General features: G+C 62.1%; 22 protein-coding genes. 10 read left to right on the top strand and 12 right to left on the bottom strand.

What is annotated here, in order from left to right; genetic code table 11:
• The first annotated feature begins 141 nt into the window (after positions 1-141).
• The 5 genes from plsB to B0E42_RS05570 all read left to right on the top strand — a co-directional run bounded on the left by plsB (position 142) and on the right by B0E42_RS05570 (position 4,932).
• Positions 142-2,640 carry a glycerol-3-phosphate 1-O-acyltransferase PlsB gene (gene plsB, locus B0E42_RS05590; RefSeq protein WP_077505927.1) on the top strand — a complete coding sequence of 833 codons (2,499 nt, stop codon included), beginning with the start codon at positions 142-144 and terminating at the stop codon, positions 2,638-2,640.
• A gap of 187 nt (positions 2,641-2,827) precedes the next feature.
• Entirely contained in the window at positions 2,828-3,175 is a 348-nt protein-coding gene (locus B0E42_RS05585) for a hypothetical protein (RefSeq protein WP_018603760.1), read from the top strand.
• A 114-nt stretch (positions 3,176-3,289) separates the two neighbouring features.
• A complete protein-coding gene (locus B0E42_RS05580; RefSeq protein WP_077505925.1) occupies positions 3,290-3,622 on the top strand; it encodes a YbaY family lipoprotein in 333 nt (110 codons plus the stop codon).
• Between the two features lie 183 nt (positions 3,623-3,805).
• On the top strand, positions 3,806-4,210 hold the full coding sequence (locus B0E42_RS05575; protein WP_018603764.1) for a YbaY family lipoprotein: 405 nt from the start codon (positions 3,806-3,808) through the stop codon (positions 4,208-4,210).
• 32 nt (positions 4,211-4,242) lie between these two features.
• Positions 4,243-4,932: a DUF4197 domain-containing protein gene (locus tag B0E42_RS05570; protein ID WP_018603766.1), complete on the top strand. Its 690-nt coding sequence runs from the start codon at positions 4,243-4,245 to the stop codon at positions 4,930-4,932.
• A gap of 135 nt (positions 4,933-5,067) precedes the next feature.
• Here the strand turns inward: B0E42_RS05570 and B0E42_RS05565 are convergent, their stop codons facing one another.
• Both B0E42_RS05565 and B0E42_RS05560 read right to left on the bottom strand, forming a co-directional pair.
• On the bottom strand, positions 5,068-8,133 hold the full coding sequence (locus B0E42_RS05565; protein ID WP_077505923.1) for an efflux RND transporter permease subunit: 3,066 nt from the start codon (positions 8,131-8,133) through the stop codon (positions 5,068-5,070).
• Positions 8,134-8,139: 6 nt separating this feature from the next.
• Complete coding sequence (locus tag B0E42_RS05560; RefSeq protein ID WP_018603770.1) at positions 8,140-9,240, bottom strand: efflux RND transporter periplasmic adaptor subunit; 1,101 nt, start codon at positions 9,238-9,240, stop codon at positions 8,140-8,142.
• A gap of 94 nt (positions 9,241-9,334) precedes the next feature.
• Between B0E42_RS05560 and B0E42_RS05555 the strand changes: the two genes are divergently transcribed.
• Positions 9,335-9,970 carry a TetR/AcrR family transcriptional regulator gene (locus tag B0E42_RS05555; protein WP_018603772.1) on the top strand — a complete coding sequence of 212 codons (636 nt, stop codon included), beginning with the start codon at positions 9,335-9,337 and terminating at the stop codon, positions 9,968-9,970.
• A 369-nt stretch (positions 9,971-10,339) separates the two neighbouring features.
• Here B0E42_RS05555 and B0E42_RS05550 read toward each other — a convergent pair whose 3' ends face one another.
• Positions 10,340-11,122 (bottom strand): class I SAM-dependent methyltransferase, encoded by a 783-nt coding sequence (locus tag B0E42_RS05550; RefSeq protein WP_018603774.1) that lies wholly within the window; start codon positions 11,120-11,122, stop codon positions 10,340-10,342.
• 108 nt (positions 11,123-11,230) lie between these two features.
• Between B0E42_RS05550 and B0E42_RS05545 the strand changes: the two genes are divergently transcribed.
• Positions 11,231-11,851, top strand: coding sequence for a hypothetical protein (locus B0E42_RS05545; RefSeq protein ID WP_003198181.1), 621 nt, complete (start codon positions 11,231-11,233; stop codon positions 11,849-11,851).
• Position 11,852: 1 nt separating this feature from the next.
• Here B0E42_RS05545 and B0E42_RS05540 read toward each other — a convergent pair whose 3' ends face one another.
• The 7 genes from B0E42_RS05540 to ppc all read right to left on the bottom strand — a co-directional run bounded on the left by B0E42_RS05540 (position 11,853) and on the right by ppc (position 19,194).
• Positions 11,853-12,551 carry an extensin family protein gene (locus tag B0E42_RS05540; RefSeq protein WP_024617059.1) on the bottom strand — a complete coding sequence of 233 codons (699 nt, stop codon included), beginning with the start codon at positions 12,549-12,551 and terminating at the stop codon, positions 11,853-11,855.
• 16 nt (positions 12,552-12,567) lie between these two features.
• Positions 12,568-13,389, bottom strand: coding sequence for an oxaloacetate decarboxylase (locus B0E42_RS05535; protein WP_077505921.1), 822 nt, complete (start codon positions 13,387-13,389; stop codon positions 12,568-12,570).
• 31 nt (positions 13,390-13,420) lie between these two features.
• Positions 13,421-14,281: a DUF72 domain-containing protein gene (locus B0E42_RS05530; protein WP_014336767.1), complete on the bottom strand. Its 861-nt coding sequence runs from the start codon at positions 14,279-14,281 to the stop codon at positions 13,421-13,423.
• The gene (locus B0E42_RS05525) at positions 14,281-14,592 is read right to left on the bottom strand and encodes a hypothetical protein (RefSeq protein WP_014336766.1); all 312 of its coding nucleotides are present in this window, start codon (positions 14,590-14,592) and stop codon (positions 14,281-14,283) included. Before B0E42_RS05525 ends, B0E42_RS05530 begins: the two co-directional genes overlap by 1 nt.
• 261 nt (positions 14,593-14,853) lie before the next feature.
• Positions 14,854-15,531: a tRNA (adenosine(37)-N6)-threonylcarbamoyltransferase complex dimerization subunit type 1 TsaB gene (tsaB, locus tag B0E42_RS05520; protein WP_018603782.1), complete on the bottom strand. Its 678-nt coding sequence runs from the start codon at positions 15,529-15,531 to the stop codon at positions 14,854-14,856.
• A gap of 93 nt (positions 15,532-15,624) precedes the next feature.
• On the bottom strand, positions 15,625-16,272 hold the full coding sequence (gene adk, locus B0E42_RS05515; protein WP_077505919.1) for an adenylate kinase: 648 nt from the start codon (positions 16,270-16,272) through the stop codon (positions 15,625-15,627).
• Positions 16,273-16,563: 291 nt separating this feature from the next.
• Positions 16,564-19,194, bottom strand: a complete 2,631-nt coding sequence (gene ppc, locus B0E42_RS05510) for a phosphoenolpyruvate carboxylase (RefSeq protein ID WP_077506044.1) — start codon at positions 19,192-19,194, stop codon at positions 16,564-16,566.
• Between the two features lie 180 nt (positions 19,195-19,374).
• On the opposite strand from ppc, the gene B0E42_RS05505 reads away from it, so the two are divergent.
• From B0E42_RS05505 to B0E42_RS05495, 3 genes are all read left to right on the top strand, one after another.
• Positions 19,375-19,719 carry a hypothetical protein gene (locus B0E42_RS05505; RefSeq protein WP_003198166.1) on the top strand — a complete coding sequence of 115 codons (345 nt, stop codon included), beginning with the start codon at positions 19,375-19,377 and terminating at the stop codon, positions 19,717-19,719.
• A 284-nt stretch (positions 19,720-20,003) separates the two neighbouring features.
• Entirely contained in the window at positions 20,004-20,417 is a 414-nt protein-coding gene (locus tag B0E42_RS05500; protein ID WP_018603788.1) for a DUF4398 domain-containing protein, read from the top strand.
• A gap of 51 nt (positions 20,418-20,468) precedes the next feature.
• Positions 20,469-21,257: an OmpA family protein gene (locus B0E42_RS05495; protein WP_077506042.1), complete on the top strand. Its 789-nt coding sequence runs from the start codon at positions 20,469-20,471 to the stop codon at positions 21,255-21,257.
• 207 nt (positions 21,258-21,464) lie between these two features.
• Here B0E42_RS05495 and B0E42_RS05490 read toward each other — a convergent pair whose 3' ends face one another.
• Positions 21,465-21,794 (bottom strand): hypothetical protein, encoded by a 330-nt coding sequence (locus B0E42_RS05490; RefSeq protein WP_014336759.1) that lies wholly within the window; start codon positions 21,792-21,794, stop codon positions 21,465-21,467.
• Complete coding sequence (locus B0E42_RS05485) at positions 21,791-22,696, bottom strand: alpha/beta hydrolase (protein WP_053178288.1); 906 nt, start codon at positions 22,694-22,696, stop codon at positions 21,791-21,793. The genes B0E42_RS05490 and B0E42_RS05485 overlap by 4 nt, the downstream gene beginning before the upstream one ends.
• Between the last annotated feature and the right edge of the window lie 123 nt (positions 22,697-22,819).

Raw genomic sequence — 22,819 nt, 5'->3', positions numbered from 1 at the left:
GGAGGCCATGGCAGTCACTGGCCGAGTATATGACAGACACAAAAACTCTCAACTGACTTTACTTCGGTGCTTTTTTGCCGATTTTCGGCGAATCCGGCACACTGGCGCCCGCCCCATCCCATTCACTCATGCAGAAGCCGTATGACCCGCTCCCCGTTCCGCCGTCTTGTGTTTGGCACCCTGCGCCGACTGTTGTATCTCTGGGTTCGCTCCGAGACGATCAACCAGTCGTCCTTCACCCTCAACCTCGACCGCAGTCGTCCGGTGTTCTACGTCCTGCAAGATCCTTCGCTCACTGACCTGGCGGTGCTCGACACCGAATGCACCAAGGCCGGCCTGCCCCGTCCGGTGCTGCCGGTCTCGGTGGGCAACCTGCTGGAGCCGGCGGCGTTTTTCTACCTGACGCCAGCGCCGGACTGGATCGGCCGCCAGGACAAGCGCGGTGCGCCACCCACCCTGACGCGACTGGTCAACGCCCTGACCCACAATGCCGCCGAAGACGCCCAGATCATCCCGGTCAGCGTGTTCTGGGGGCAGTCGCCCGACAGCGAATCCAGCCCCTGGAAGCTGTTGTTCGCCGACAGTTGGGCCGTCACCGGGCGCCTGCGTCGCCTGTTGAGCATCATGATCCTGGGGCGCAAGACCCGCGTGCAGTTCTCCGCGCCGATCCACCTGCGCGAGCTGATCGAACACGACAAGGGCCACGAGCGTACCGTGCGCATGGCCCAGCGGATCCTGCGGGTGCACTTCCGCAATCTGAAAGCAGCGGTCATCGGCCCCGACATCTCCCACCGACGCAACCTGGTCAAGGGCCTGTTGAACCAGCCGCTGGTCAAGCAGGCGATTGCCGAGCAAGCCGAGCGGGAAAAGATCTCCGCCGAAAAAGCCAAGGCCCAGGCCCTGCGCTACGGCAACGAGATCGCCTCGGACTATACCTACACCGCGATCCGTTTCCTGGAAGTGGTGCTGAGCTGGTTCTGGAACAAGATCTACGACGGCATCAAGGTCAACCACATCGAAGGCGTGCAGAAGGTCGCCCAAGGCCACGAAGTCATCTACGTGCCGTGCCACCGCAGCCATATCGACTACCTGCTGCTGTCGTACCTGCTGTTTCGCAACGGCCTGACGCCGCCGCACATCGCCGCCGGCATCAACCTCAACATGCCAGTGATCGGCGGCCTGCTGCGCCGTGGCGGGGCGTTCTTCATGCGCCGCACCTTCAAGGGCAACCCGCTCTACACCGCCGTGTTCAACGAATACCTGCACACGCTGTTCACCAAAGGTTTTCCGGTGGAGTACTTCGTCGAGGGCGGGCGTTCGCGCACCGGGCGCATGCTGCAACCCAAGACCGGCATGCTCTCCATCACCCTGCGCAGCTTCCTGCGTTCCTCGCGCATGCCCATCGTGTTCGTGCCGGTCTACATCGGTTATGAGCGCGTACTGGAAGGCCGCACCTACCTGGGCGAACTGCGCGGGGCCAGTAAGAAAAAAGAATCGATCTTCGACATCTTCAAGGTCATCGGCGCCCTCAAGCAACGCTTCGGCCAGGTGGCGGTGAACTTCGGCGAACCGATCAAGCTGACGGAATTCCTCGACGCCGAACAGCCGGATTGGCGCCAACAGGAACTGGGCCCGCAATTCAAACCGGCCTGGCTCAACGCGACCACCCACCGCTTGGGCGAGCGCGTGGCCCGGCACCTGAACGAAGCCGCGGCGATCAACCCGGTCAACCTCGTCGCCCTGGCGCTGCTGTCCACCAGCCGCCTGGCCCTGGACGACCGCGCCATGGCCCGGGTGCTCGACCTGTACCTGGCGTTGCTGCGCAAGGTCCCGTACTCGCCCCACACCACCCTGCCCGAAGGCGATGGCCGGGCGCTGATCGAACATGTAAAAGGCATGGACCTGCTGTCGGAACAGAGCGATGCCCTGGGCAAGATTCTGTACCTGGATGAGCAGAACGCGGTACTGATGACCTACTACCGCAACAACGTCCTGCACATCTTCGCCCTGCCGGCGTTGCTGGCGAGCTTCTTCCAGAGCAGCTCGCGCATGAGCCGCGAGCAGATCCTGCGCTACACCCATGCGTTGTACCCATACCTGCAATCGGAGCTGTTCATTCGCTGGTCGCTGGAAGAACTGGATGGCGTGGTCGACCAGTGGCTCGAAGCGTTCGTCGAACAGGGCCTGCTGCGTTTCGAAAATGACCTGTACCTGCGCCCGGCGCCGAGTTCGCGGCATTTCGTGCTGCTGACCCTGCTGTCAAAAAGCATCGCCCAGACCTTGCAGCGCTTCTACATGACCGTCTCGCTGCTGCTCAACAGCGGCCAGAACACCATCAGCGCCGAAGAACTGGAAGACCTCTGCACCGTCATGGCCCAGCGCCTGTCGATCCTGCATGGCCTGAATGCGCCGGAGTTCTTCGACAAGAGCCTGTTCCGCCACTTCATCCAGACCATGCTCGACCTCGATGTGCTGCGCCGCGACGAGACCGGCAAGCTCAGCTACCACGAGCTGCTGGGCGAACTGGCCGAAGGCGCGGCCAAGCGGGTGCTGCCAGCGGAAATTCGCCTGTCGATCCGCCAGGTGGCGCTGCATCGCAGTGAAGATGCCGCGGACGTCGCCATCAGCCCCGACAGCTGAAGGTTGTCGATCACTCACCGAGGAACATGGAACAGTTCCGGTGAGTTTGATCGGGCAGCCAGCGAGTATTCCGACGCTGCCGAGCGGCTAAAGCGACGTCAAACGAAGAAAAGACCTACAGAGAACTCTTGAGCAGGCCTCTAGGATGGGCTCACGTCAATGTCGACGTACTGAAAAGGAATTCAGCATGAGCCTACACACCATTACAGCATCCATTCACCTGCCTGACGGCTATGAACTGCCTGAAAGCGGTGGTACTCACATCAGCTTCACAACACCGCATACCTCCGGTGGCAGTGGCTCCAACCAAATACCTAAAATGCCATGGATCGTCAGCCTGACCGTTGATGGCGATGTTGCCACCAAAGGGGAAGAGTTTTCGCTGAACGTGCAAATCAATGGCCCGACCCCAGTGTTTCTTGATACCCCACACACCTTCATCTGGAACGGTGGTGATCAGGAAGTTGATGTCAATCTGACCCTTGCGCCCGTGTCGAACACCGAAAACACTCAGCCACTCTCGTTTGGTTCCTGAGTCCGCAACGTTCAATTGGATATGAGGCAGCGCCTCCAATCTCTTCGACGCCAGCATGTTGCTGGTGTCATCCAGCGCCACTGACGGCAAAAAACTTAATATAAGGACATTACGATGAACCACTACTACCTTTCTTGCATCGCCCACTACCTGGAAAAAATCGGCCTGGCTCCCAACTCGACTCTCTATGCGTCCCTTGAAGACATCAGTGCCGCCGACGCGCCGGCTGAAACCGTTGCGACTTGCGTGATTAACAACGCCGAAACCGCAGGCCTGGCCTTCGAACTCCGAGTGCCGAAATCGGCTGTCATCGAAAATCATACCTATGTGGTCAGGGCGCGTATCGAAACGGAAGGGGAACTGCGCTTTACCACTAAAATGGATCATACCGTCGACCCTCGCGGCAATTACTTTAAGGCGATCGAGATACTGATGTCTTCGGTTTAATACCTATGCTCCATAAACCCACCTATCAAGAATAGGCAACGTGTTTGGCGTTTGAGTTTCACCCATCGAGGGGTGGAAGAATCGTCTGGGCGGTGACGCTTCGGCTGGATTTTTACCTCTCGATGCTCCAGATTCGCTTTGGCGCCCACACGTTGCCAGGTCAAAGCAAAAAGGAACTTCCAAATGAAAAAACTCGTTCTGCTCGCATTCTTTTCCTTACTGGCCGCATGCCAATCAGCAACGCCACCCGCCGCCTCCGTCGCGAGCCTCGATGGCGAAGTGTTCTATCTGCAACGCATCGCCCTGCCGCCCAATGCTACCTTGAGCGTGAGCCTGCAGGACGTCTCCCTGGCCGACGCCCCGGCGGTGGTGCTCGATGAGCAGAGCGGCCCGATCAAAGGCCAGGTCCCGCTGCCGTTCCACCTCAGTTATGATCCAGCCCAGGTCAAGCCCGGCCATCGTTATGCCGTGAGCGCCCGCATCGAAGTGGACGGCCAGTTGATGTTCATCACCACTGAACAACACGCCGTGCAACTCGATGGCAAGGATCCGCAGCCGTTGAAGATCCGCGTCAACGCCGCACGCTGATTCCTTTTTCCAACTTTTTCAAGGACGCCATCATGCTTCGCTCAACCCTCCGTTTCACCGGCCTGTGCGCAGGCCTGCTGATCTGCGCCAATGCCATGGCCCTGTCCCTGGGCGACCTGTCGCAAAAAGACGCCACGGGCGGTCTCAAGGACGCCTTGACCCAAGGCGCGCAGGTAGCGGTCAAGCAACTGGGTACCCCCGGCGGCTTCAGCAACAACCCGGATGTGAAGATCGAACTGCCAGGCAAGCTGGGCAAAGTCGCCAGCAAGATGAAAGCCTTCGGCATGGGTGACCAGGTCGATCAACTGGAAACCAGCATGAACCAGGCCGCAGAGGCTGCCGTGGTCCAGGCCCAGCCAATCCTGGTCAATGCCGTGAAGAACATGAGCGTGGACGATGCCAAGGGCATTCTCAGCGGCGGCCAAGACTCCGCCACGCAATACCTGAACAAGAGCAGTCGCGAGCAGATCCGCGCCAAGTTCCTGCCGATCGTCAAGCAAGCCACCGACAAGGTCGGCCTGGCGCAGAAATACAATGCTTTCGCCGGCCAGGCCGCGACCTTCGGCGTGCTGGACGCCAAAAGCTCCAACATCGAAAACTACGTGACCGAGCAGGCGCTGGACGGGTTGTTCGAGATGATCGGCAAGCAGGAAGCCACCATTCGCCAGAACCCGGCGGCTGCGGCGACCAGTTTGGCGAAGAAGGTTTTCGGCACTCTCTAAGCCAAGCGCAAAAACACTGTGGGAGCGAGCCTGCTCGCGATAGCAGTATCAGCCATAACATCTCTATTGGCTGTTGCACCGCTATCGCGAGCAGGCTCGCTCCCACACTTGATCTTCAGTGCTATCAGAATCGGCTCAGGTTTTCTTGACCCTGAACCACGCCGCATACAACGCCGGCAGGAACAACAGCGTCAACGCCGTCGCCACGATCAAGCCGCCCATGATCGCCACCGCCATCGGACCGAAGAACAGGCTGCGCGACAGCGGGATCATCGCCAGCACCGCCGCCAGTGCGGTGAGCACAATCGGACGGAAGCGGCGTACCGTCGCTTCAATGATCGCCTGCCAGGGCGCCAACCCCGCCTTGATGTCCTGTTCGATCTGATCCACCAGGATCACCGAGTTGCGCATGATCATCCCCGACAGCGCGATCGTGCCGAGCATGGCGACGAAACCAAACGGCTGGCGGAACATCAACAGGAACAGCGTGACACCGATCAACCCCAGCGGCGCGGTGAGAAACACCATGGCCGTGCGGGAGAAACTGCGCAGTTGCAGCATCAGCAAGGTCAACACCACCACGATGAACAGCGGCACACCGGCGTTCACCGATTTCTGGCCGCGGGCCGAATCCTCTACCGTACCGCCCACCTCCAGCAGGTAACCATCCGGCAGTTGCGCACGAATCGGCTCCAGGGTCGGGAAGATCTGCTGCACCAGGGTCGCCGGTTGTTCCTTGCCGTAGATATCGGCCCGTACGGTCACGCTCGGCAGGCGGTTGCGGTGCCAGATCACGCCCTCTTCGAAGCCGTACTCCAGGGTTGCGATCTGCGACAGGGCCACGCTCTTGCCGTTGTCAGTCGGCACCGCCAGGCTCGGCAGCAACGACAACTCGGTGCGCTCATGCAGCGTGCCGCGCAGCAGGATCTCGATCAGTTCGTTGTCTTCCCGATACTGGCTGACGCTGGAGCCGGTGAGGGAACTGCGCAGGAAACTCGCCAGGTTGGCAGTGCTCACGCCCAGGGCTCGGGCACGGTCCTGATCGACGTTCAGGTACACCACCTTGCTCGGCTCTTCCCAGTCCAGGTGCACATTGGTCACGTAAGGGTTTTCGCGAACTTTCGCCGCCACTTTGCGCGCCAGGGCGCGAACCTTTTCGATGTGCTCGCCCGTGACGCGGAACTGCACCGGATAACCGACCGGCGGGCCGTTTTCCAGGCGCGTGACCCGCGAGCGCAGGGTCGGGAACTGTTCGTTCAGGGTACTGATCAACCAACTGCGCAGGGGTTCGCGGTCTTCGATGGTCTTGGCCAGCACCACGAACTGGGCGAAGCTGGACGCCGGCAATTGTTGATCCAGCGGCAAGTAGAAACGCGGCGAACCGGTGCCCACGTACGCCACGTAGTTGTCGATGCCGGCATGGTCCTTGAGCAGCGCTTCAAGGCGCTTGACCTGCTCGGCGGTGTTGCTCAGGGAGGCGCCTTCCTGCAGCTTCAGGTCGACCATCAGTTCCAGCCGCCCCGATGCCGGGAAGAACTGCTGCGGCACGAAACGGAACAACACCACCGAGCCGACAAACAACAGCACGGTCAAGGTGATGACGGTTTTGCGGCGACGCACGCACCACTCCACCATCCGCCGGACACGCTGATAGAACGGCGTGCCGTACGGGTCGGTCTGGCCGTCAGCCGTGCCATGTTTGGCCGCGTGAATTTTCGCCAGGTCCGGCAGGAGCTTTTCCCCCAGGTACGGCACAAACACCACCGCAGCCACCCAGGACGCCACCAATGCCAGGGTCACAACCTGGAAAATCGAACGGGTGTATTCGCCAGTACCCGATTGCGCAGTGGCGATGGGCAGGAAGCCGGCCGCGGTGATCAACGTACCGGTGAGCATCGGGAACGCCGTGCTGGTCCACGCAAAGCTGGCGGCCTTGATCCGGTCGAAACCCTGCTCCATCTTGATCGCCATCATCTCCACGGCGATGATCGCATCGTCCACCAGCAGCCCCAGCGCCAATACCAGCGCGCCGAGGGAAATCTTGTGCAGGCCGATCCCCAGGTAATACATCGCGGCGAACGTCATCGCCAACACCAGCGGGATCGCCAGGGCCACCACCATCCCGGTGCGCAGTCCCAGGGAGAAGAAGCTCACCAGCAACACAATCGTCAGCGCTTCCACCAGCACCTGGACGAACTCACCCACCCCGGTCTTCACCGCCGCCGGCTGGTCCGACACCTTGCGCAATTGCATGCCGGCCGGGAGCGTGTCCTGGATACGGGCAAAATCGACCTCAAGGGCCTTGCCCAGCACCAGGATGTCACCGCCGTCCTTCATGGCCACGGCCAGGCCGATGGCGTCTTCGCCCATGAAACGCATGCGTGGCGCCGGTGGATCGTTGAAGCCACGGCGCACATCGGCCACATCACTGATACGGAACGTACGATCGGCGACCCGGATCGGGAAGTTGCGGATCTCTTCCACGGTCTGGAAATTCCCGGAAACCCGGAGCTGCAATCGCTCGCTGCCGGTTTCGAAGAAGCCGGCGGTCGATACGGCGTTCTGTTCTTCCAGGGCCTGCTGGACCGCCGCCAAGGGCAGGCCAAGGGTCGCCAGCTTCACGTTCGACAGCTCGATCCAGATCTTCTCGTCCTGCAAACCGAGCAGTTCGACCTTGCCCACGTCCTTGACCCGTTGCAGCTGGATCTGGACGCGGTCGGCGTAGTCCTTGAGCACGGCGTAGTCGAAACCATCGCCGGTCAGCGCGTAGATATTGCCGAAGGTGGTGCCGAATTCATCGTTGAAAAATGGCCCTTGGATACCCGGCGGCAAGGTGTGGTGGATGTCGCTGATCTTCTTGCGGATCTGGTACCACAGCTCGGGAATCTGCGCCGAATGCAGGGAGTCGCGTGCCATGAAGGTCACTTGGGACTCGCCCGGCCGGGAGAACGAGACGATCCTTTCGTAATCGCCGGTTTCCATGAGCTTCTTTTCGATGCGCTCAGTAACCTGCCGCGAGACTTCCTCGGCCGTGGCGCCCGGCCAGTTGGTGCTGATGACCATGGCCTTGAAGGTGAACGGCGGGTCTTCGCTCTGGCCAAGCTTGGTGTAGGAAAGCGCGCCAACGATGGCCAGCAACAGCATCAGGAACAGTACGATCTGGCGGTTGCGCAACGCCCATTCGGAAAGATTGAAACCCATCGGGGATTACTCCTTGGCCGTCAGGTTGACCACGCGGTTGGAGCGATCCACCGGCCGCACCTGCTGGCCGTCGAGGAGCACATGCACACCGGCCGCCACCACCCAATCATCGGGGCTGAGGCCTTCCAGCACCGGAACGGTCTTTTCGCCGAAGGCGCCGACCCGCACCGGGACTTTTTTCAGGGTGTTGTTGGCGTTGAGCACCCAGACATACGTCGCGCCGTTTTCAGCCGTCAGGGCCGACAACGGCACCGACAGCGGCACCTTGTCGGCGGTCTGGATAAACACCTGCGCGCTCTGGCCCAGCTCGGCCGGAACACTGCCGGCGGTGAAGGCCACGCGGGCGGCGAAGGTGCGGGACTTGGGGTCGGCGGCCGGCGACAGTTCGCGAATGCGTCCGCTGAAACGCTGGTCGGGCTGGCTCCACAGCTCGACCGAAACCGGCTGGCCGATCTTGAACCGGCCAAAACCCTGTTCCGGCAGGCTGATCAGCACTTCACGCTCACCGTCGGTGGCCAGGGTGAAGACGGTTTGCCCGGCTGACACCACCTGCCCGACTTCTACCGAACGCCGGGCGACGACGCCATCCTGGGGCGCACGCAGCACCGAATAGCTGGCCTGGTTGTTGGCGACATCGAACTCGGCCTTGATCTGCTTGAGCCGCGCGGTGCCGGAGCGGTAAAGGTTTTCGGCGTTGTCGTACTGGGAGCGGCTGACCATCTGCCGTTCCATCAAGGTCTTGTAGCGGTCACGCTCGGCGCGGACCAGGTTCAGGTTGGCCTCGGCGGCGGCAACCTGGGCACGGGTTGCTTCCAATTGCAGGCGCACATCTTCGGGATCGAGTTCGGCCAGCGGTTGATTGGCCTTGACCCGCTGGCCCTCTTCGACCAGCCGTCGGCTCACCTTGCCGCCAATGCGAAAGGCCAGGTCGGGCTCGAATCGGGCTCGTACTTCGCCGGGATAACTGTCCATCGCCTGGGCCGAAGGCTCTGGATTGACCACCATGACCGGGCGCACGGCGACGGGCACCGGCTCGTCATGACCGCACGCAGACAATAAAAAAGCCAAGGCGACTGGCACGGCGAGGGGCAGGGCATAGCGGAACATGGCGAGTGACCTTTCGCTAATGGTGCTTGGAATAATTATACTGGCGAGTATGTTATTAATAGCAAACTCACCAGTCCAGTATTAAAGCGAAGAAATGTCGAACAATCCTCCAACTCCCTCCGGCCCCGGCCGTCCCAAGGACCTGGCCAAGCGCCAGGCCATCCTCGACGCGGCGAAGCGCCTGTTCGTGAGCATGGGTTACGCCAGTACCAGCATGGACGCCGTCGCTACCGAGGCTGGAGTCTCGAAGCTGACGGTCTACAGTCACTTCAACGACAAGGAGACGCTGTTCTCCGCTGCCGTGATCGCCAAGTGCGAAGAACAGGTGCCGCCGCTGTTTTTCGAATGGCAGGACGGCGTTCCGATCGAGCACGTGCTGCTGAACATCGCCCGTGGTTTTCACCAGCTCATCAGCAGCGAGGAGTCGGTGAACCTGCATCGGGTGATCATGGCCCTGGGTAGCCAGGATCCGAAACTCTCGGCGATTTTCTTCGAAGCCGGCCCGCAGCGGATGCTCTCAGGCATGGAACGCCTGCTGACCAAGGTCAACCAGAGCGGTGCCCTGTGCATCGACAAACCGCGCAATGCCGCTGAGCATTTTTTCTGCCTGATCAAGGGCGCGGCGAACTTCCGCCTGTTGTATGGCTGCGGCGCGCCACTGGAACCTGCTGCAGCCGAGGCCCATGTACAGGAAGTGGTGGGGTTGTTTGTGCGGGCTTATCGGCCTTAGGCCTGCCACAGTTTTTTCTGACTGAGATGGACCTGTAGGAGCAAAGCTTTCTCTGACTGAGGTGGACCTGTGGGAGCAAAGCTTGCTCTGACTGAGGTGGACCTGTGGGAGCAAAGCTTGCTCTGACTGAGGTGGACCTGTGGGAGCAAAGCTTGCTCTGACTGAGGTGGACCTGTGGGAGCAAAGCTTGCTCTGACTGAGGTGGACCTGTGGGAGCAAAGCTTGCTCTGACTGAGGTGGACCTGTGGGAGCAAAGCTTGCTCGCGATGGCGGCGGCGCGATCTCTCAGAAGACCGCGTCATCGTTCATCGCGAGCAAGCTTTGCTCCCACAGATCATTCTCCTCCCCCAGAACACCTTTTCCCACAGTTCAGGGCTTGAGCGCTTTCTTGGGGTAGATGTCGTAGCGACTGGATTTACCATCGAGCCCATGGCTCGGCTTCGGCCCTTCGATGCACGGGGCCTTGCGCGGGCGCTTGACCACCACCCGGTGGGTCGCCAGGGCCAGGGCCGCAGCAAGCAGCGCCGGGGCGTCCGGGTCATCGCCCACCAGAGGGCGGAACAGGCGCATTTCCTTCTTCACCAGGGCGGTTTTCTCTCGATGGGGAAACATCGGGTCCAGGTAGATCACCTGGGGCGGCTCGCCTTCCCAGTTGCGCATCACCTCGATGGAGTTGCCCTTGAGCAAACGCATGCGCGCCACGATCGGCGCCACGTCGAAGTCCTCCGCCGCGCGGGCCAGGCCATCCTCCAGCAGGGCTCCAATCAGCGGTTGACGCTCGATCAGGCTCATTTCGCAGCCCAGGCTGGCCAGCACAAACGCATCCTTGCCCAACCCGGCCGTGGCATCCAGCACCCGCGGACGCACACCTTGGGCAATGCCGACCGCCTTGGCGATCATCTGGCCGCTGCCGCCACCGTACAAACGCCGATGGGCCGCACCGCCTTCGACGAAGTCCACCCGCACCGGCCCTGGCGCGTCCGGGCCCAGTTGCTGCAACTGCAGCCCCTGCTCGCCGACCTGCAAGGCAAACTCGCCATCGTCCACTTGCAAAGGCAGGCCAAGCCGCTCAGCCCAGTGCTCGGCCTGCGGTTGGAAGGCCGGGGCCAGGGCCTCGACATGGATGCGGCAGGCCGCGGGTTGCTCACTCATGGAAGTTGTTCATTCTTGGAAACATGCTCAAAAAATTAAGGATCGGCAAAAACGGCCGATAACAACGGTGAACGGCATTTTGCCAGAGCTGAGCGTCGACCGAGAAAAATGTCAGACATTCAATCCACATCGATAGGCGTTATCTCCCCTTACGGCGATTACAGCCTGCGTAACACCCAAGCGCTGAGCGGCGTCAGTCACCTGTGGCAGGATTTTTTTGCCCGGGCCCTGGCCGATCAACTGGGTGATAACGCACCGGCACCTGGCAGCTACCAGCCAGTGGCCCTCGATGAGGCCGTTGAACCGACCCTCGGCGCCGAACTGCTGGAGCACATCGTCAGCCAGCGCACCTGCGAAGTGACCGAAACCCCGGTCAAGCCGCCTGAGCCGCTGTTCCTGCCCATCGCCGAATTCGAACTCGACCTGCTGGACAAGCCCTTCCCGCCCTTCCCAGCCGAAGAAATCGCGGCCCAGCAAAAACAGCAGACCTTCGAAAGCAACTGGGTTCGCCCACTCGTCCTCACCGCCGGCCAACCGCTGCCGGAACCCGGCCCGGCACCGCAACCGCGCCCACTGCACCTGCCAATCGCCGAGTTCGAACTCGACCTGCTGGACAAGCCGTTCCCGCCCTTCCCGGAAGAGGAATTGGTGGCGCAGCAGAAACAACTGGATTTCGACACCCGCTGGGCACGTCCGATCGTGCTGCAGAACCTGCGTATCGCCGCTTAAATCAACGACAGATCCACCATGGCCCCACGTCCAGATGAAAATGGTTGCGGTGCGCCGCGTTGTAATCCGGGCTCAAGACCACACTGAACATATCGCAGGCGCCGTCGCGGGCCTGACGCAGAAACCGCGCATCGGCATCGTCCTTGGGCCAGTCCTTGAGCACGCTGACCGTGCGGCCATCGGCCAGGCGAAACCCAGCGATGTCCAACGCACTGGCGGTGGCGTGCTGGCTGCGCGAGCCGCTCTCACGGCCATACATGTTGCGACAGGCGAAACTGCCGAGATGATCGACCCGCGTCACTTTCTGCCCGTAGACCGCCATTGCCGCCGGCTGCAACCCATGGCGCTCGAACAGCGCGAAGGCCACGGCCAGTGGGCAACTGGCGAGGAAACTGCTGCTCAGCGCCACTTCACCACCCTGCACCCTCAGCACATTGGTCAGCGGGCACGTCGAATTGGCGCCGCTGTCCGCCTGGCGGGCGGTGCGCAGCCCCGAGGTGGCGAGGGCCTGGTCGCACAGCTGTGGGTCATTGCGCAGGGCCATGAGCTTGAAGCGGGTCAGCAGGTTGGGCGCAAGGTTGACGTCCAGGGGCGCCCAGGGATTCCATTGGGGCGGCAGCGCCACCCAACCACGCCATACCCCCAGCACTGCAACACCAACGAGCAGTGCCACTACCGCAAGAACTTTCAAAAACCGCACGACGTTGCCTCGGGCCTCAACCCTTGAATAATTGATTGGCCTGCTTGAACGGCATCGAGCGGCGCGTGAAGGTGAACGTGCCTTTTTGCTGGATTTCCTCGGCGGCGCGGAAGAACTCGCCATACGCCGCCAGGGCCAACGCCGATCCGACGCTGATGCGCTTGACGCCCAACTCGCTCAACTGCGCCACCGTCAGGTCCAGCGCCCCGGACATCAGCACGTTCACCGGTTTCGGCGCCACGGCCTGTACCACCGCGAGCACTTGCTCGGCGCTGCTCAGCCCCGGGGCGTACAACACGTCGGCCCCCGCGTCTGCGAAGGCCTTCAAGCGGCGAATGGTGTCGTCCAGGTCCGGATTGCCATGCAGGAAGTTCTCCGCCCGGGCCGTCAGCAGGAAGGGATACGGCAAGCTGCGCACGGCCTCGGCGGTGGCCTTGACCCGCGCCACGGCATGGTCGAAGCAATAGATCGGGCTGTCTTCGCGCCCCGTGGCATCTTCGATCGAACCACCCACTGCACCGGCCCCCGCCGCACGGAGCAGATTACGCGCGCAATCGTCGGGGGCATCGGCAAAACCGTTCTCCAGGTCCACGGCCACGGGCAGGTTGGTGGCCGCCACAATCGCCCGCACATTGGCCAGCGTGTCCTCCAGGCCCAGCGCGCCATCGGGCCGGCCCAACGAAAAGGCGTGGCCGGCACTGGTGGTCGCCAGGGCTTCAAAACCGAGGCTGGCCAGCATCTTGGCCGAACCGGCATCCCACGGGTTGGGAATGACAAAAGCCCGTTCACGTTCGTGCAAGGCCTTGAACGCCTGGGCTCGACGAGTTTGCGCATCCATGTAGTTCGCTCCTGAGCAGGTAGGGTTGGCCTCAGAGCAAACCCAGTTGCTCGGCGGCGGGCTCTCTATATAGCTCAGGCAGGGCCGGCAAGCCAGGTAAACGACTCATCAGGCGAGTGTGGAAGCGTTGCGCGAGTTTGGCTGCCAGCAGGTTGTCGGCGGTGTGCAAGAAGATATAGGGCGTGCGCCCTTCTTCGATCCACGCGGCGATTTTTTCCACCCAGGGCGTCAGGAACGGTTCATTGGCTTCCAGCACCGGATGACCAATGAAGCGCACTTGCGGACATTGGGTGAACGCCGCGGGCCGGGGTGGTACGCGGGGCTTTTTCGATTGCGCGTGGAGCACCGCAGGATCAGTCGAGGTGCAACTGAACAAGGCTCGGGGATCGAGGCAGATGCGTTCGACACCACGATCGAGCAACAGACGATTGAGGCGCCGTTCGGCGTCGCCCTTGGCAAAGAACTCATCGTGACGGACTTCCACAGCCAAGGGGCGCTGCAAGGCGTCGATGAACCCCGCCAATTCCGGCAACCGATTCGGGGTGAAGGCCTTGGACAGTTGCAGCCAGTACGGCGAGACACGCTCACCCAAGGGGCTGAGCAGTTGCAGGAAGGTTTCGGTGGCCGTCAGGCGCTCACGCAAGTCGCCGTTGTGGCTGATGTCACCGGGAAACTTGGCGGTGAAGCGAAAGTGCTCGGGCATGATTTCGGCCCAGCGCTGGACCGTGGCCGCAGAAGGGCTGGCGTAGAAGGTCGTATTGCCTTCCACGGCATTGAACACTTGGGAATAGAGATTCAGAAAGTCGGTGCTTTTCGCGTCCTGGGGATAGAGATAATCACGCCAGGCGTTTTCGCTCCAGGACGGACAGCCCAGGTAGTAAGGCAAGACCATCAGATGTAGAGATCGAGTCCCAGCACTTCCATATCCCAATCGACGAAACCGGCGGTGCTCAGGTAGCTCGCCAGGGCCGTGGCGACACTGCGGCTCATTGCACGGTGATAAAGCATGTCTTGCTGACGGGCGGGGAGATTGCTCAGGCGTTGCGCGGAGGCCTTGGCGGCGCGGGCGGCCAGTTGCTCTTCAGACGGGAACTCCAGTTCGCCATCGATATCATCATCGAAGGACTCTTGCTCAGCGATTTTGCCTGCACGAGGCTTGCGCTTGATGGGATAGGACTGGGATGAAACGCCGTCTATACGCATAACAGAATGCTCGGTATCAATGATGGCAATTTAGCGGCACTTTCACAGCCGCGCAAATGCGCAAGTGATAACTAGAACACATAAAGTCCAAAAGGTTTAAAAACGGGCTGAAAAAGTGACGACTGGCAATATTGGGTGTGACTTTTGGCAGGTGAAATGTCTTTGTGGGAGCAAGGCTTGCCCGCGATGAAGATGACGCGGTCTGCCCGGGAACCGAGGCGCCTGTATCGCGAGCAAGCTTTGCTCCCACAACGCCTGGGGTTATCGCTCGGATTTTGGCGTGGCGACTTTGTCCCGCAGGTACACCGGTTGCGCATCATCGGCCACAATGGCTTCACCACGGGCCCAGGCGAAGCGGGCCAGGGCCAGCAGGTCTTCGGCGTGAGGCAGCAGGGTGGCGTCCTGGCCGGCCAGGTTGACGGCGATGCGCTCGCCGTAGCCCCAACCGGTACCGGCGCCGAACCAGTCACCGCCGGCGTCGCTCGGCAACGCCGCCGCTTCGGGCGGCAATACCGCTTCAGCACCGACCAGGCGCATCTCGCCGTCGGTTTCGCGATAGCAGCCCCAGTACACCTCGTCCATGCGCGCATCGATGGCCGCTGCAACTTGGCGGGCGCCTTGTTCGCGCAAGGCGCGCTGGGCCAGCACCGCCAGGTTCGACACTGGCAACACCGGTCGCTCCAGGGCAAACGCCAGCCCCTGCACCACGCCGATGGCGATGCGCACGCCGGTAAAAGCCCCCGGCCCGCGACCGAAAGCAATCGCGTCCACTGCCTGCAAGGTCGTCCCGGCATCGCTCAGCAGTTTCTGGATCATCGGCAACAGTTTCTGCGCGTGCAGGCGCGGGATCACCTCGTAATGGCTCGTGACCTTGCCGTCGTGCAGCAAGGCAACGGAACAAGCTTCAGTCGCGGTGTCCAGGGCCAGCAAGGTGCTCATCGTTGTGTCCGTAAATCAGGTGGAAAAAAGTGCGCCAGTATAAACAACTACGGCCCGCAAGCGGGCCGTAGTTGATGCAACTGATCAGACTTTTCAGCTCAGCGCTTCGAGCACCTTGCCGGTGATCGCATCGACCGAGCCAACGCCCGGGATGTGGCTGTACTTCGGCTTGCCCTGGGCAGCCGACAGATTCTGGTAGAACGCCACCAGCGGCTTGGTCTGGGAATGGTAGACCGACAGGCGATGACGCACGGTTTCTTCGGTGTCGTCCTTGCGCTGCACCAGCTCTTCGCCAGTCACGTCGTCCTTGCCGGCGACTTTTGGCGGGTTGTAGACGGTGTGATAGACACGGCCGGACGCTTCGTGAACGCGACGGCCGGCAATGCGCTGGACGATCTCTTCGTCGTCGACCGCGATTTCGACCACGTGATCGAGCTCGACACCGGCAGTCACCAGGGCTTCAGCCTGGGGAATGGTGCGCGGGAAGCCGTCGAACAGGAAGCCGTTGGCGCAATCGTCTTGAGCGATGCGATCCTTGACCAGGGCGATGATCAGGTCATCCGACACCAGGCCGCCGGCATCCATGATGCTCTTGGCTTGAACGCCCAGTGGCGTGCCCGCCTTGACCGCGGCACGCAGCATGTCGCCAGTGGAGATTTGCGGGATACCGAATTTTTCGGTGATGAACTTTGCCTGAGTACCTTTACCGGCCCCGGGAGCTCCCAGCAGAATGACGCGCATCGATGTGCTCCTCAATTTTTTTATGTAAAACGCTCGGATTCGCCTCGTGGGGCCAATCTTCGAAAAACAGGATCGTGACCGCCCAAACGGCCAAAGGCTGATCAAGATACACAGCAGGCCCGACCCACACAAGCCGCCGAAAGTCGGAGGAACCCGCGCCCGATACGACCTTCGCAGGGGGTGGCGAGAGTCGCAACCGGGCAACAAACTGTCGCCTGGCCAACCTGTCCCCTCCCCCGGCGGACAACGCCCGGGAACACCGGGCGAGCCGTTTCGGTGCGCTGCCTAACCTTAGCCGGTATTGCGCAAACCGGCGGCAATCCCCGCCACAGACACCAGCAACGCCTGTTCCACGGGGCTGCCCTGGGCCACATCCTGCTGCCGCGAGCGCGCCAACAGTTCGGCCTGCAACAGGTGCAGCGGGTCGAGGTACGTGTTGCGCAGGCGAATGAATTCCAGCGTGGCAGGGCTATGTGCCAGTAGCTGCGACTGACCGGTCAACCCAAGGACCACCCCACAAGCCTGCGACAATAGGTCGCGTAAATGCGCCCCCAAAGGCAGCAGCCCAGGTTCCACCAAACGCTCGTCGTAGGAGCGGGCAATATCGGCGTCGGCCTTGGCCAGCACCATCTCCAGCATGTCGATGCGGGTCCGGAAGAACGGCCATTGCTCGCGCATCTGCCCCAGCAACTCACCTTCGCCGCGCTCCAGGGCCTTGCTCAGTGCGGTTTCCCAGCCGAGCCAGGCCGGCAGCATCAGGCGGGTCTGGGTCCAGCCGAAGATCCACGGGATCGCCCGCAGGCTTTCGATGCCACCGGCCCGACGCTTGGCCGGACGGCTGCCCAGGGGCAGGCGCCCCAGTTCCTGCTCGGGGGTGGACTGGCGGAAGTACTCGACAAATTGCGGGTTTTCCCGCACCACGGCGCGGTAGGCACGGACGCCATCGGCCGCCAGTTCGTCCATCAGGTCCCGCCACTGCGGCGTGGGCGGCGGCGGTGGCAACAGCGTCGCTTCAAGCACGGCGGCGAGATAAAGGTTGAGGTTCTGTTCGGCGATATCCGGCAGGCCGAATTTGAAACGAATCATTTCGCCTTGCTCAGTGGTGCGGAAACGCCCGGCCACCGAACCCGGTGGCTGGGACAGGATCGCCGCGTGCGCCGGACCACCACCACGGCCCACGGTGCCGCCGCGACCATGGAACAACAGCAGTTCGACTTGCTGCTCGCGGCAGATGTCCACCAACCGCTCCTGGGCCCGATACTGCGCCCAGGCCGCCGCCGTGGTCCCGGCATCCTTGGCCGAGTCGGAATAGCCGATCATCACTTCCTGAGGACCTTGCAGCCGCGAGCGATAACCGGGCAGCAGCAACAGCCGCTCGATCACCGGCCCGGCGTTGTCCAGGTCGGCCAGGGTCTCGAACAGCGGCACCACGCGCATTGGCCGCAACACGCCAGCGTCCTTCAATAACAGCTGCACGGCGAGGACATCGGAAGCCGCACCGGCCATGGAGATCACGTAGGAACCCAGGGACGCCGCTGGCGCCGCAGCCACTTCCCGGCACGTCGCCAACACTTCCGCCGTATCGGCCGACGGTTTGAAATGGGCCGGCAGCAGCGGACGCCGGTTGCTCAGTTCCGCCAGCAAGAAGCTGATGCGCTGCTCCTCGTTCCAATCCTCATAGCGGCCCAAGCCCAGGTAGTCGGTTATTTCCGTCATGGCGGCGGTATGGCGCGTCGAGTCCTGGCGCACATCGAGGCGCACCAGGAACAGGCCGAAGGTCACCGCCCGGCGCAGGCAATCGAGCAGCGGCCCGTCGGCAATCACGCCCATGCCGCATTCGTGCAACGAGTGGTAACACAGCTCCAGGGGGTCCAGCAGCTCGCGGTTGTGCTGTAACACGTCGGCGCCTGGCGGCGTGGCGGCGCTCAGGGAGGCGTGGGCCCAGTTGCGGGTGGCGCGCAGGCGTTCACGCAGTTGCTTGAGCACGGCGCGATAAGGTTCGGCGCTGTCGCCGGCCTGGGCGCGCAAGGCCTCGCTGGCGTGTTGCATCGACAGCTCGGCCGCCAGTTGATCGACATCACGCAGGTACAGGTCCGCCGCCATCCACCGCGCCAGCAACAGCACCTCGCGGGTCACGGCGGCGGTGACATTCGGGTTGCCGTCACGGTCGCCGCCCATCCACGAGGCAAAACGGATCGGCGCGGCCTCCAGCGGCAGGCGCAAGCCGGTCGCGGCATGCAGGGCCTGGTCGGCCTTGCGCAGGTAATTGGGGATGGCCTGCCACAACGAGTGCTCGATCACCGCGAAACCCCACTTGGCCTCGTCCACCGGGGTCGGTCGGGTGCGGCGGATTTCTTCGGTGTGCCAGGCTTCGGCGATCAACCGCTGCAGGCGCTCGTGAATCTGCGCGCGCTCGGTGCTGGTCAGGTCGCGGTGATCCTGGGCCGCCAGTTGCGCGGCGATGGCGTCGTATTTCTGGATCAGCGTACGGCGAGCCACTTCCGTGGGGTGGGCCGTGAGGACCAGTTCGATCTCCAGCCGCCCCAATTGCCGGGCCAGGGCTTCGGCGCCATGGCCCTCGGCGCGCAGCCGGGCGAGCAACTCGGGCAGCACCCGTGCCTCGAAGGGCGCCGGTTGCGACTCTTCGCGGCGGTGGATAAGTTGGTATTGCTCGGCGATGTTGGCCAGGTTGAGAAACTGGTTGAACGCCCGTGCCACCGGCAGCAGTTCGTCCTCGCTCAACTGGTTGAGGCTGGCGCTGAGTTCGGCGTCCACAGAGCCGCGTCGGTCAGCCTTGGCGCCCTTGCGGATCTGCTCGATCTTGTCGAGAAACGTGTCCCCGTACTGTTCGCGGATGGTATTGCCCAGCAGTTCGCCGAGCAGGTGGACGTCCTCGCGCAAGCGGGCATCGATATCGGTCATCAGCATTTCTCCAGCAAAAAAGTCCGGACAGCTCTTGGATCAGAGAGTGCCGATGCCCGTCGCTTATGACAAGCGACGAAGGGACTTTAAACCTTGCACAACAAAGCTAGTCTCATGAGTAAGCCACACAACGGCTTGTCACTCACCGCGCCTGCCACGAGCAGACTGATTGAGGTCATCATGAAAATTCGTGAGCTTGCCCAGCATTGGGAAGAAAACGCCAAGGGCCGCCTGACCCAGACCGGCTACACGATCCATCTGGACGTGGAAGCCGCCGCCCGGCTGGCAGCGATCTGCGACATGTACCCCAAGCGCCAGCCCGAGGAACTGCTCGGCGAGCTGATCGGGGCGGCGCTGGAAGAGCTGGAAGCAAGCTTTCCCTACATCAAGGGCTCACAAGTCGTCGCCACCGATGAAGAAGGCGACCCGCTGTACGAAGACGTCGGCCCGACCCCGCGATTCCTCGCGTTGTCCCGCCGGCATCTGCACGAACTTTCCTCGCAGAACGACAAATCCAAACACTGACTTCTTTCATTCCTGGTTGCGACTTTCCGGCGCGGTGGCTTTTCCACCTGCGCCGCAATACCGCTGCGCGCCTTGAAAGTTCAGCTTTTCTGCCGCTGACCGATCAGTCAGTAATTCTTTTGGCGAATGGCCATCTTCGCTGAACTTTTGAAAAACGCCTCGGGTCACACCGAGTAACCATACTGGAACGGTTGTTTAAATAAACGCGCCTTGGCGCCAGCGCCAAACCAGACGTCACGGCTTCGGTCCCAGCATGGATTTGTCGTTTTTTCAGGAGTTTCCCAATGGAGTTGAAGCCTATGAATACCTGCACTGCCAAACCCTCATCCACTGGCCTGCGCGGCTTGAAGTTGGCTGCCCTGGCGATCGGTAGCAGCTTCATTCTCGCCGGTTGCGCCGGTAATCCACCTTCGGAGCAGTACGCGGTGACCCAATCGGCGGTCAACAGCGCCGTCAGCGCCGGCGGTACCGAATTCGCCGCCGTGGAAATGAAATCGGCCCAGGACAAGCTCAAGCAAGCCGAAATCGCCATGCATGACCAGAAGTACGACGAAGCCAAGCGACTGGCCGAACAGGCCGAGTGGGATGCCCGCGTCGCCGAGCGCAAGGCCCAGGCCGCCAAGGCCGAACAAACACTCAAGGACTCCCAGAAAGGGGTTCAGGAACTGCGTCAGGAAGGCATGAACAAGGTTCAGTAAGCCGTTCACGCCACGACGTACTTCTCATTGATAAAAGGACGACAGACTATGATGCACAAACACTTGATGATGCCCGCCCTGCTCGCTGCCTGCGTAGCCCTGGCCGCTTGCTCCCACGACCCGAACGCGAACCTGGAACAGGCGCGCACCAACTACAACGGCCTGCAGGCTGACCCGGCGGCGACCAAAGTGGCTGCCCTGGAAACCAAGGACGCGGCGGACTTCCTGGCCAAGGCCGACAAGGCCTACCTGGACAAGGAAGACGAAGCCAAGGTCGACCAGTTGGCCTACCTGACCAACCAGCGCGTTGAAGCGGCCAAGCAGACCATCGCCCTGCGCAACGCCGAAGCCGAACTGAAAAATGCCGGTGACGAACGTGCGCGTGCCTTGCTCGATGCGCGTAACGCGCAGATCAAGCAACTGCAGGACAGCCTCAACGCCAAGCAGACCGAACGCGGTACGCTGGTGACCTTCGGCGACGTGCTGTTCGCCACCAACAAGTCCGACCTGCGCGCCAGCGGCATGACGAATGTGAGCAAACTGGCGCAGTTCCTCCAGGAAAGCCCGGACCGCAAGGTGATCATCGAAGGCTATACCGACAGCACCGGTTCGGATTCCTACAACCAGTCGCTCTCCGAGCGCCGCGCCAGCTCCGTGCGCACTGCCCTGGTGAAAATGGGCGTGGACCCGGCCCGCATCGTGACCCAGGGGTACGGCAAGGAGTTCCCGGTGGCCGACAACACCAGCGTCTCGGGTCGTGCCATGAACCGTCGCGTGGAAGTGACCATCTCCAACGACAACCAGCCAGTGGCCCCGCGCTCGACCTTGAGCGCCAACTGATCGGCTGAGAGCCACAAAAAAGCCCCGCCTGACTTCAATCAGGCGGGGCTTTTTCATGGTCGCATACATTGTGTCGAGCCGGCCATATTCCTTGTGGGAGCGAGCCTGCTCGCGATAGCGGTGGTTCAGTCAACACCTATATCGACTGACCTGCCGCCATCGCGAGCAGGCTCGCTCCCACAGGGGGAGTTGTGGTGTGCTGGGGGACTACGGTTGAAGTTTCTGCGGCGTTTCCTGGCCCATGCAGCGCACCGCGCGTTTCTTCTCGTTGATCAGCACGCCGGTCAGGCCTTTCTGCTCGGTGTCGAACAGCACCAGCACGCCATCGATGCATTGGGCGACCTGGGGGGCCGGTTCCAGGGACACCTTGTAGTCCTCGCCTGGTACGGTCTTGAGCATGGTGAACTGGTTGAGCAGCAACGCGTCCTCGGGCTTGGCGAAGTGCAGGTAACCGTAGTACCAGAGCACCCCCACGGTGCCGAGGATGCTGCAGATACCGGTGATGATCAGGGGGATGGCGTTACGTTCTTCGCTCATTGCGGACTCTCTGGTGATTCAACGGGTGATTTCGGGTAGTTCGGGACCTCGCCCAGGCGGCGCAGGCCGTCGAAGTGCTGGGGGTCGTCGAGGTAGCGCAGCATCACGGTGCGCCAGGTTGGGTCGGCGAATGTCTGCACATGGCCGCCGCGTGTCAACTGCAAGACCCGCGGCGGCGGCGCAGCTTGATACAGACGGATGCCGTTGGAAAGGGGCACGATGGGATCGTCCAGGCTGTGGTAGATCAATTTCGGCACGCCATTCAATTGCGCCACGGAACTGATCGCGCTGTCACCGTCCGGCACCAGCCAGGACAACGGCACCTGGAACGGCCAGGTCAGCCACGAGGTACTCAGGGCAAAACGGCCAACGTCGCGATAACTGGCGGGCACGCCATCGAGCACCAGGGCCTTGAGCTGCCGTTGGCGCTGCGGGTGCTCGACCAGGTAATGCACCGCCAGCGCGCCGCCCAGGCTCTGGCCGAGCAACACCAGCGGCTTGCCCTGCACCTCCGGCGCCTGGTCGAGCCATTGAAACGCGGCGTCGATGTCCTGATAGATCGCCGGCAGGCTCGGCTCGCCTTCGGACACGCCGTAACCCCGGTAGTCGACCATCAACACCTGGTAGCCCTGCTCCGGCAACCACCAGCTCCCGCCCAGGTGCCAGGCCAGGTTGCCGCCGTTGCCGTGCAAATGCAGGACCGTGCCCTTGACCTCCACACCCGGTTTGACGGGTAGCCACCAGCCGTGGAGCTTGAGACCGTCGGCGGTGGTCAGGGTGACGTCGCGGTACTCGAGCTTGGCCCGCTCCGGGGTAAACGGCAGGCCGCGTTCGGGGTAGAACAGCAGTGAGCTGCAACCGCTCAGGGCCAGCAACAGGCAAATGATGCCGAGGGTTCGCATCCGGTGAAGCCTCGCAAAAAATCAGAGTTGGAACACCGTCCCTGTGGGAGCGAGCCTGCTCGCGAAGGCGGCATTGCAGTCAACATTGATGTTGAATGTTCAATCGCTTTCGCGAGCAGGCTC

The sequence above is a fragment of the Pseudomonas sp. A25(2017) genome (genome assembly GCF_002001065.1).
GTDB lineage: Bacteria > Pseudomonadota > Gammaproteobacteria > Pseudomonadales > Pseudomonadaceae > Aquipseudomonas > Aquipseudomonas kilonensis.
Note: the sequence above shows the minus strand (reverse complement) of the source record. Positions and strands in the feature narration are given on the sequence as shown.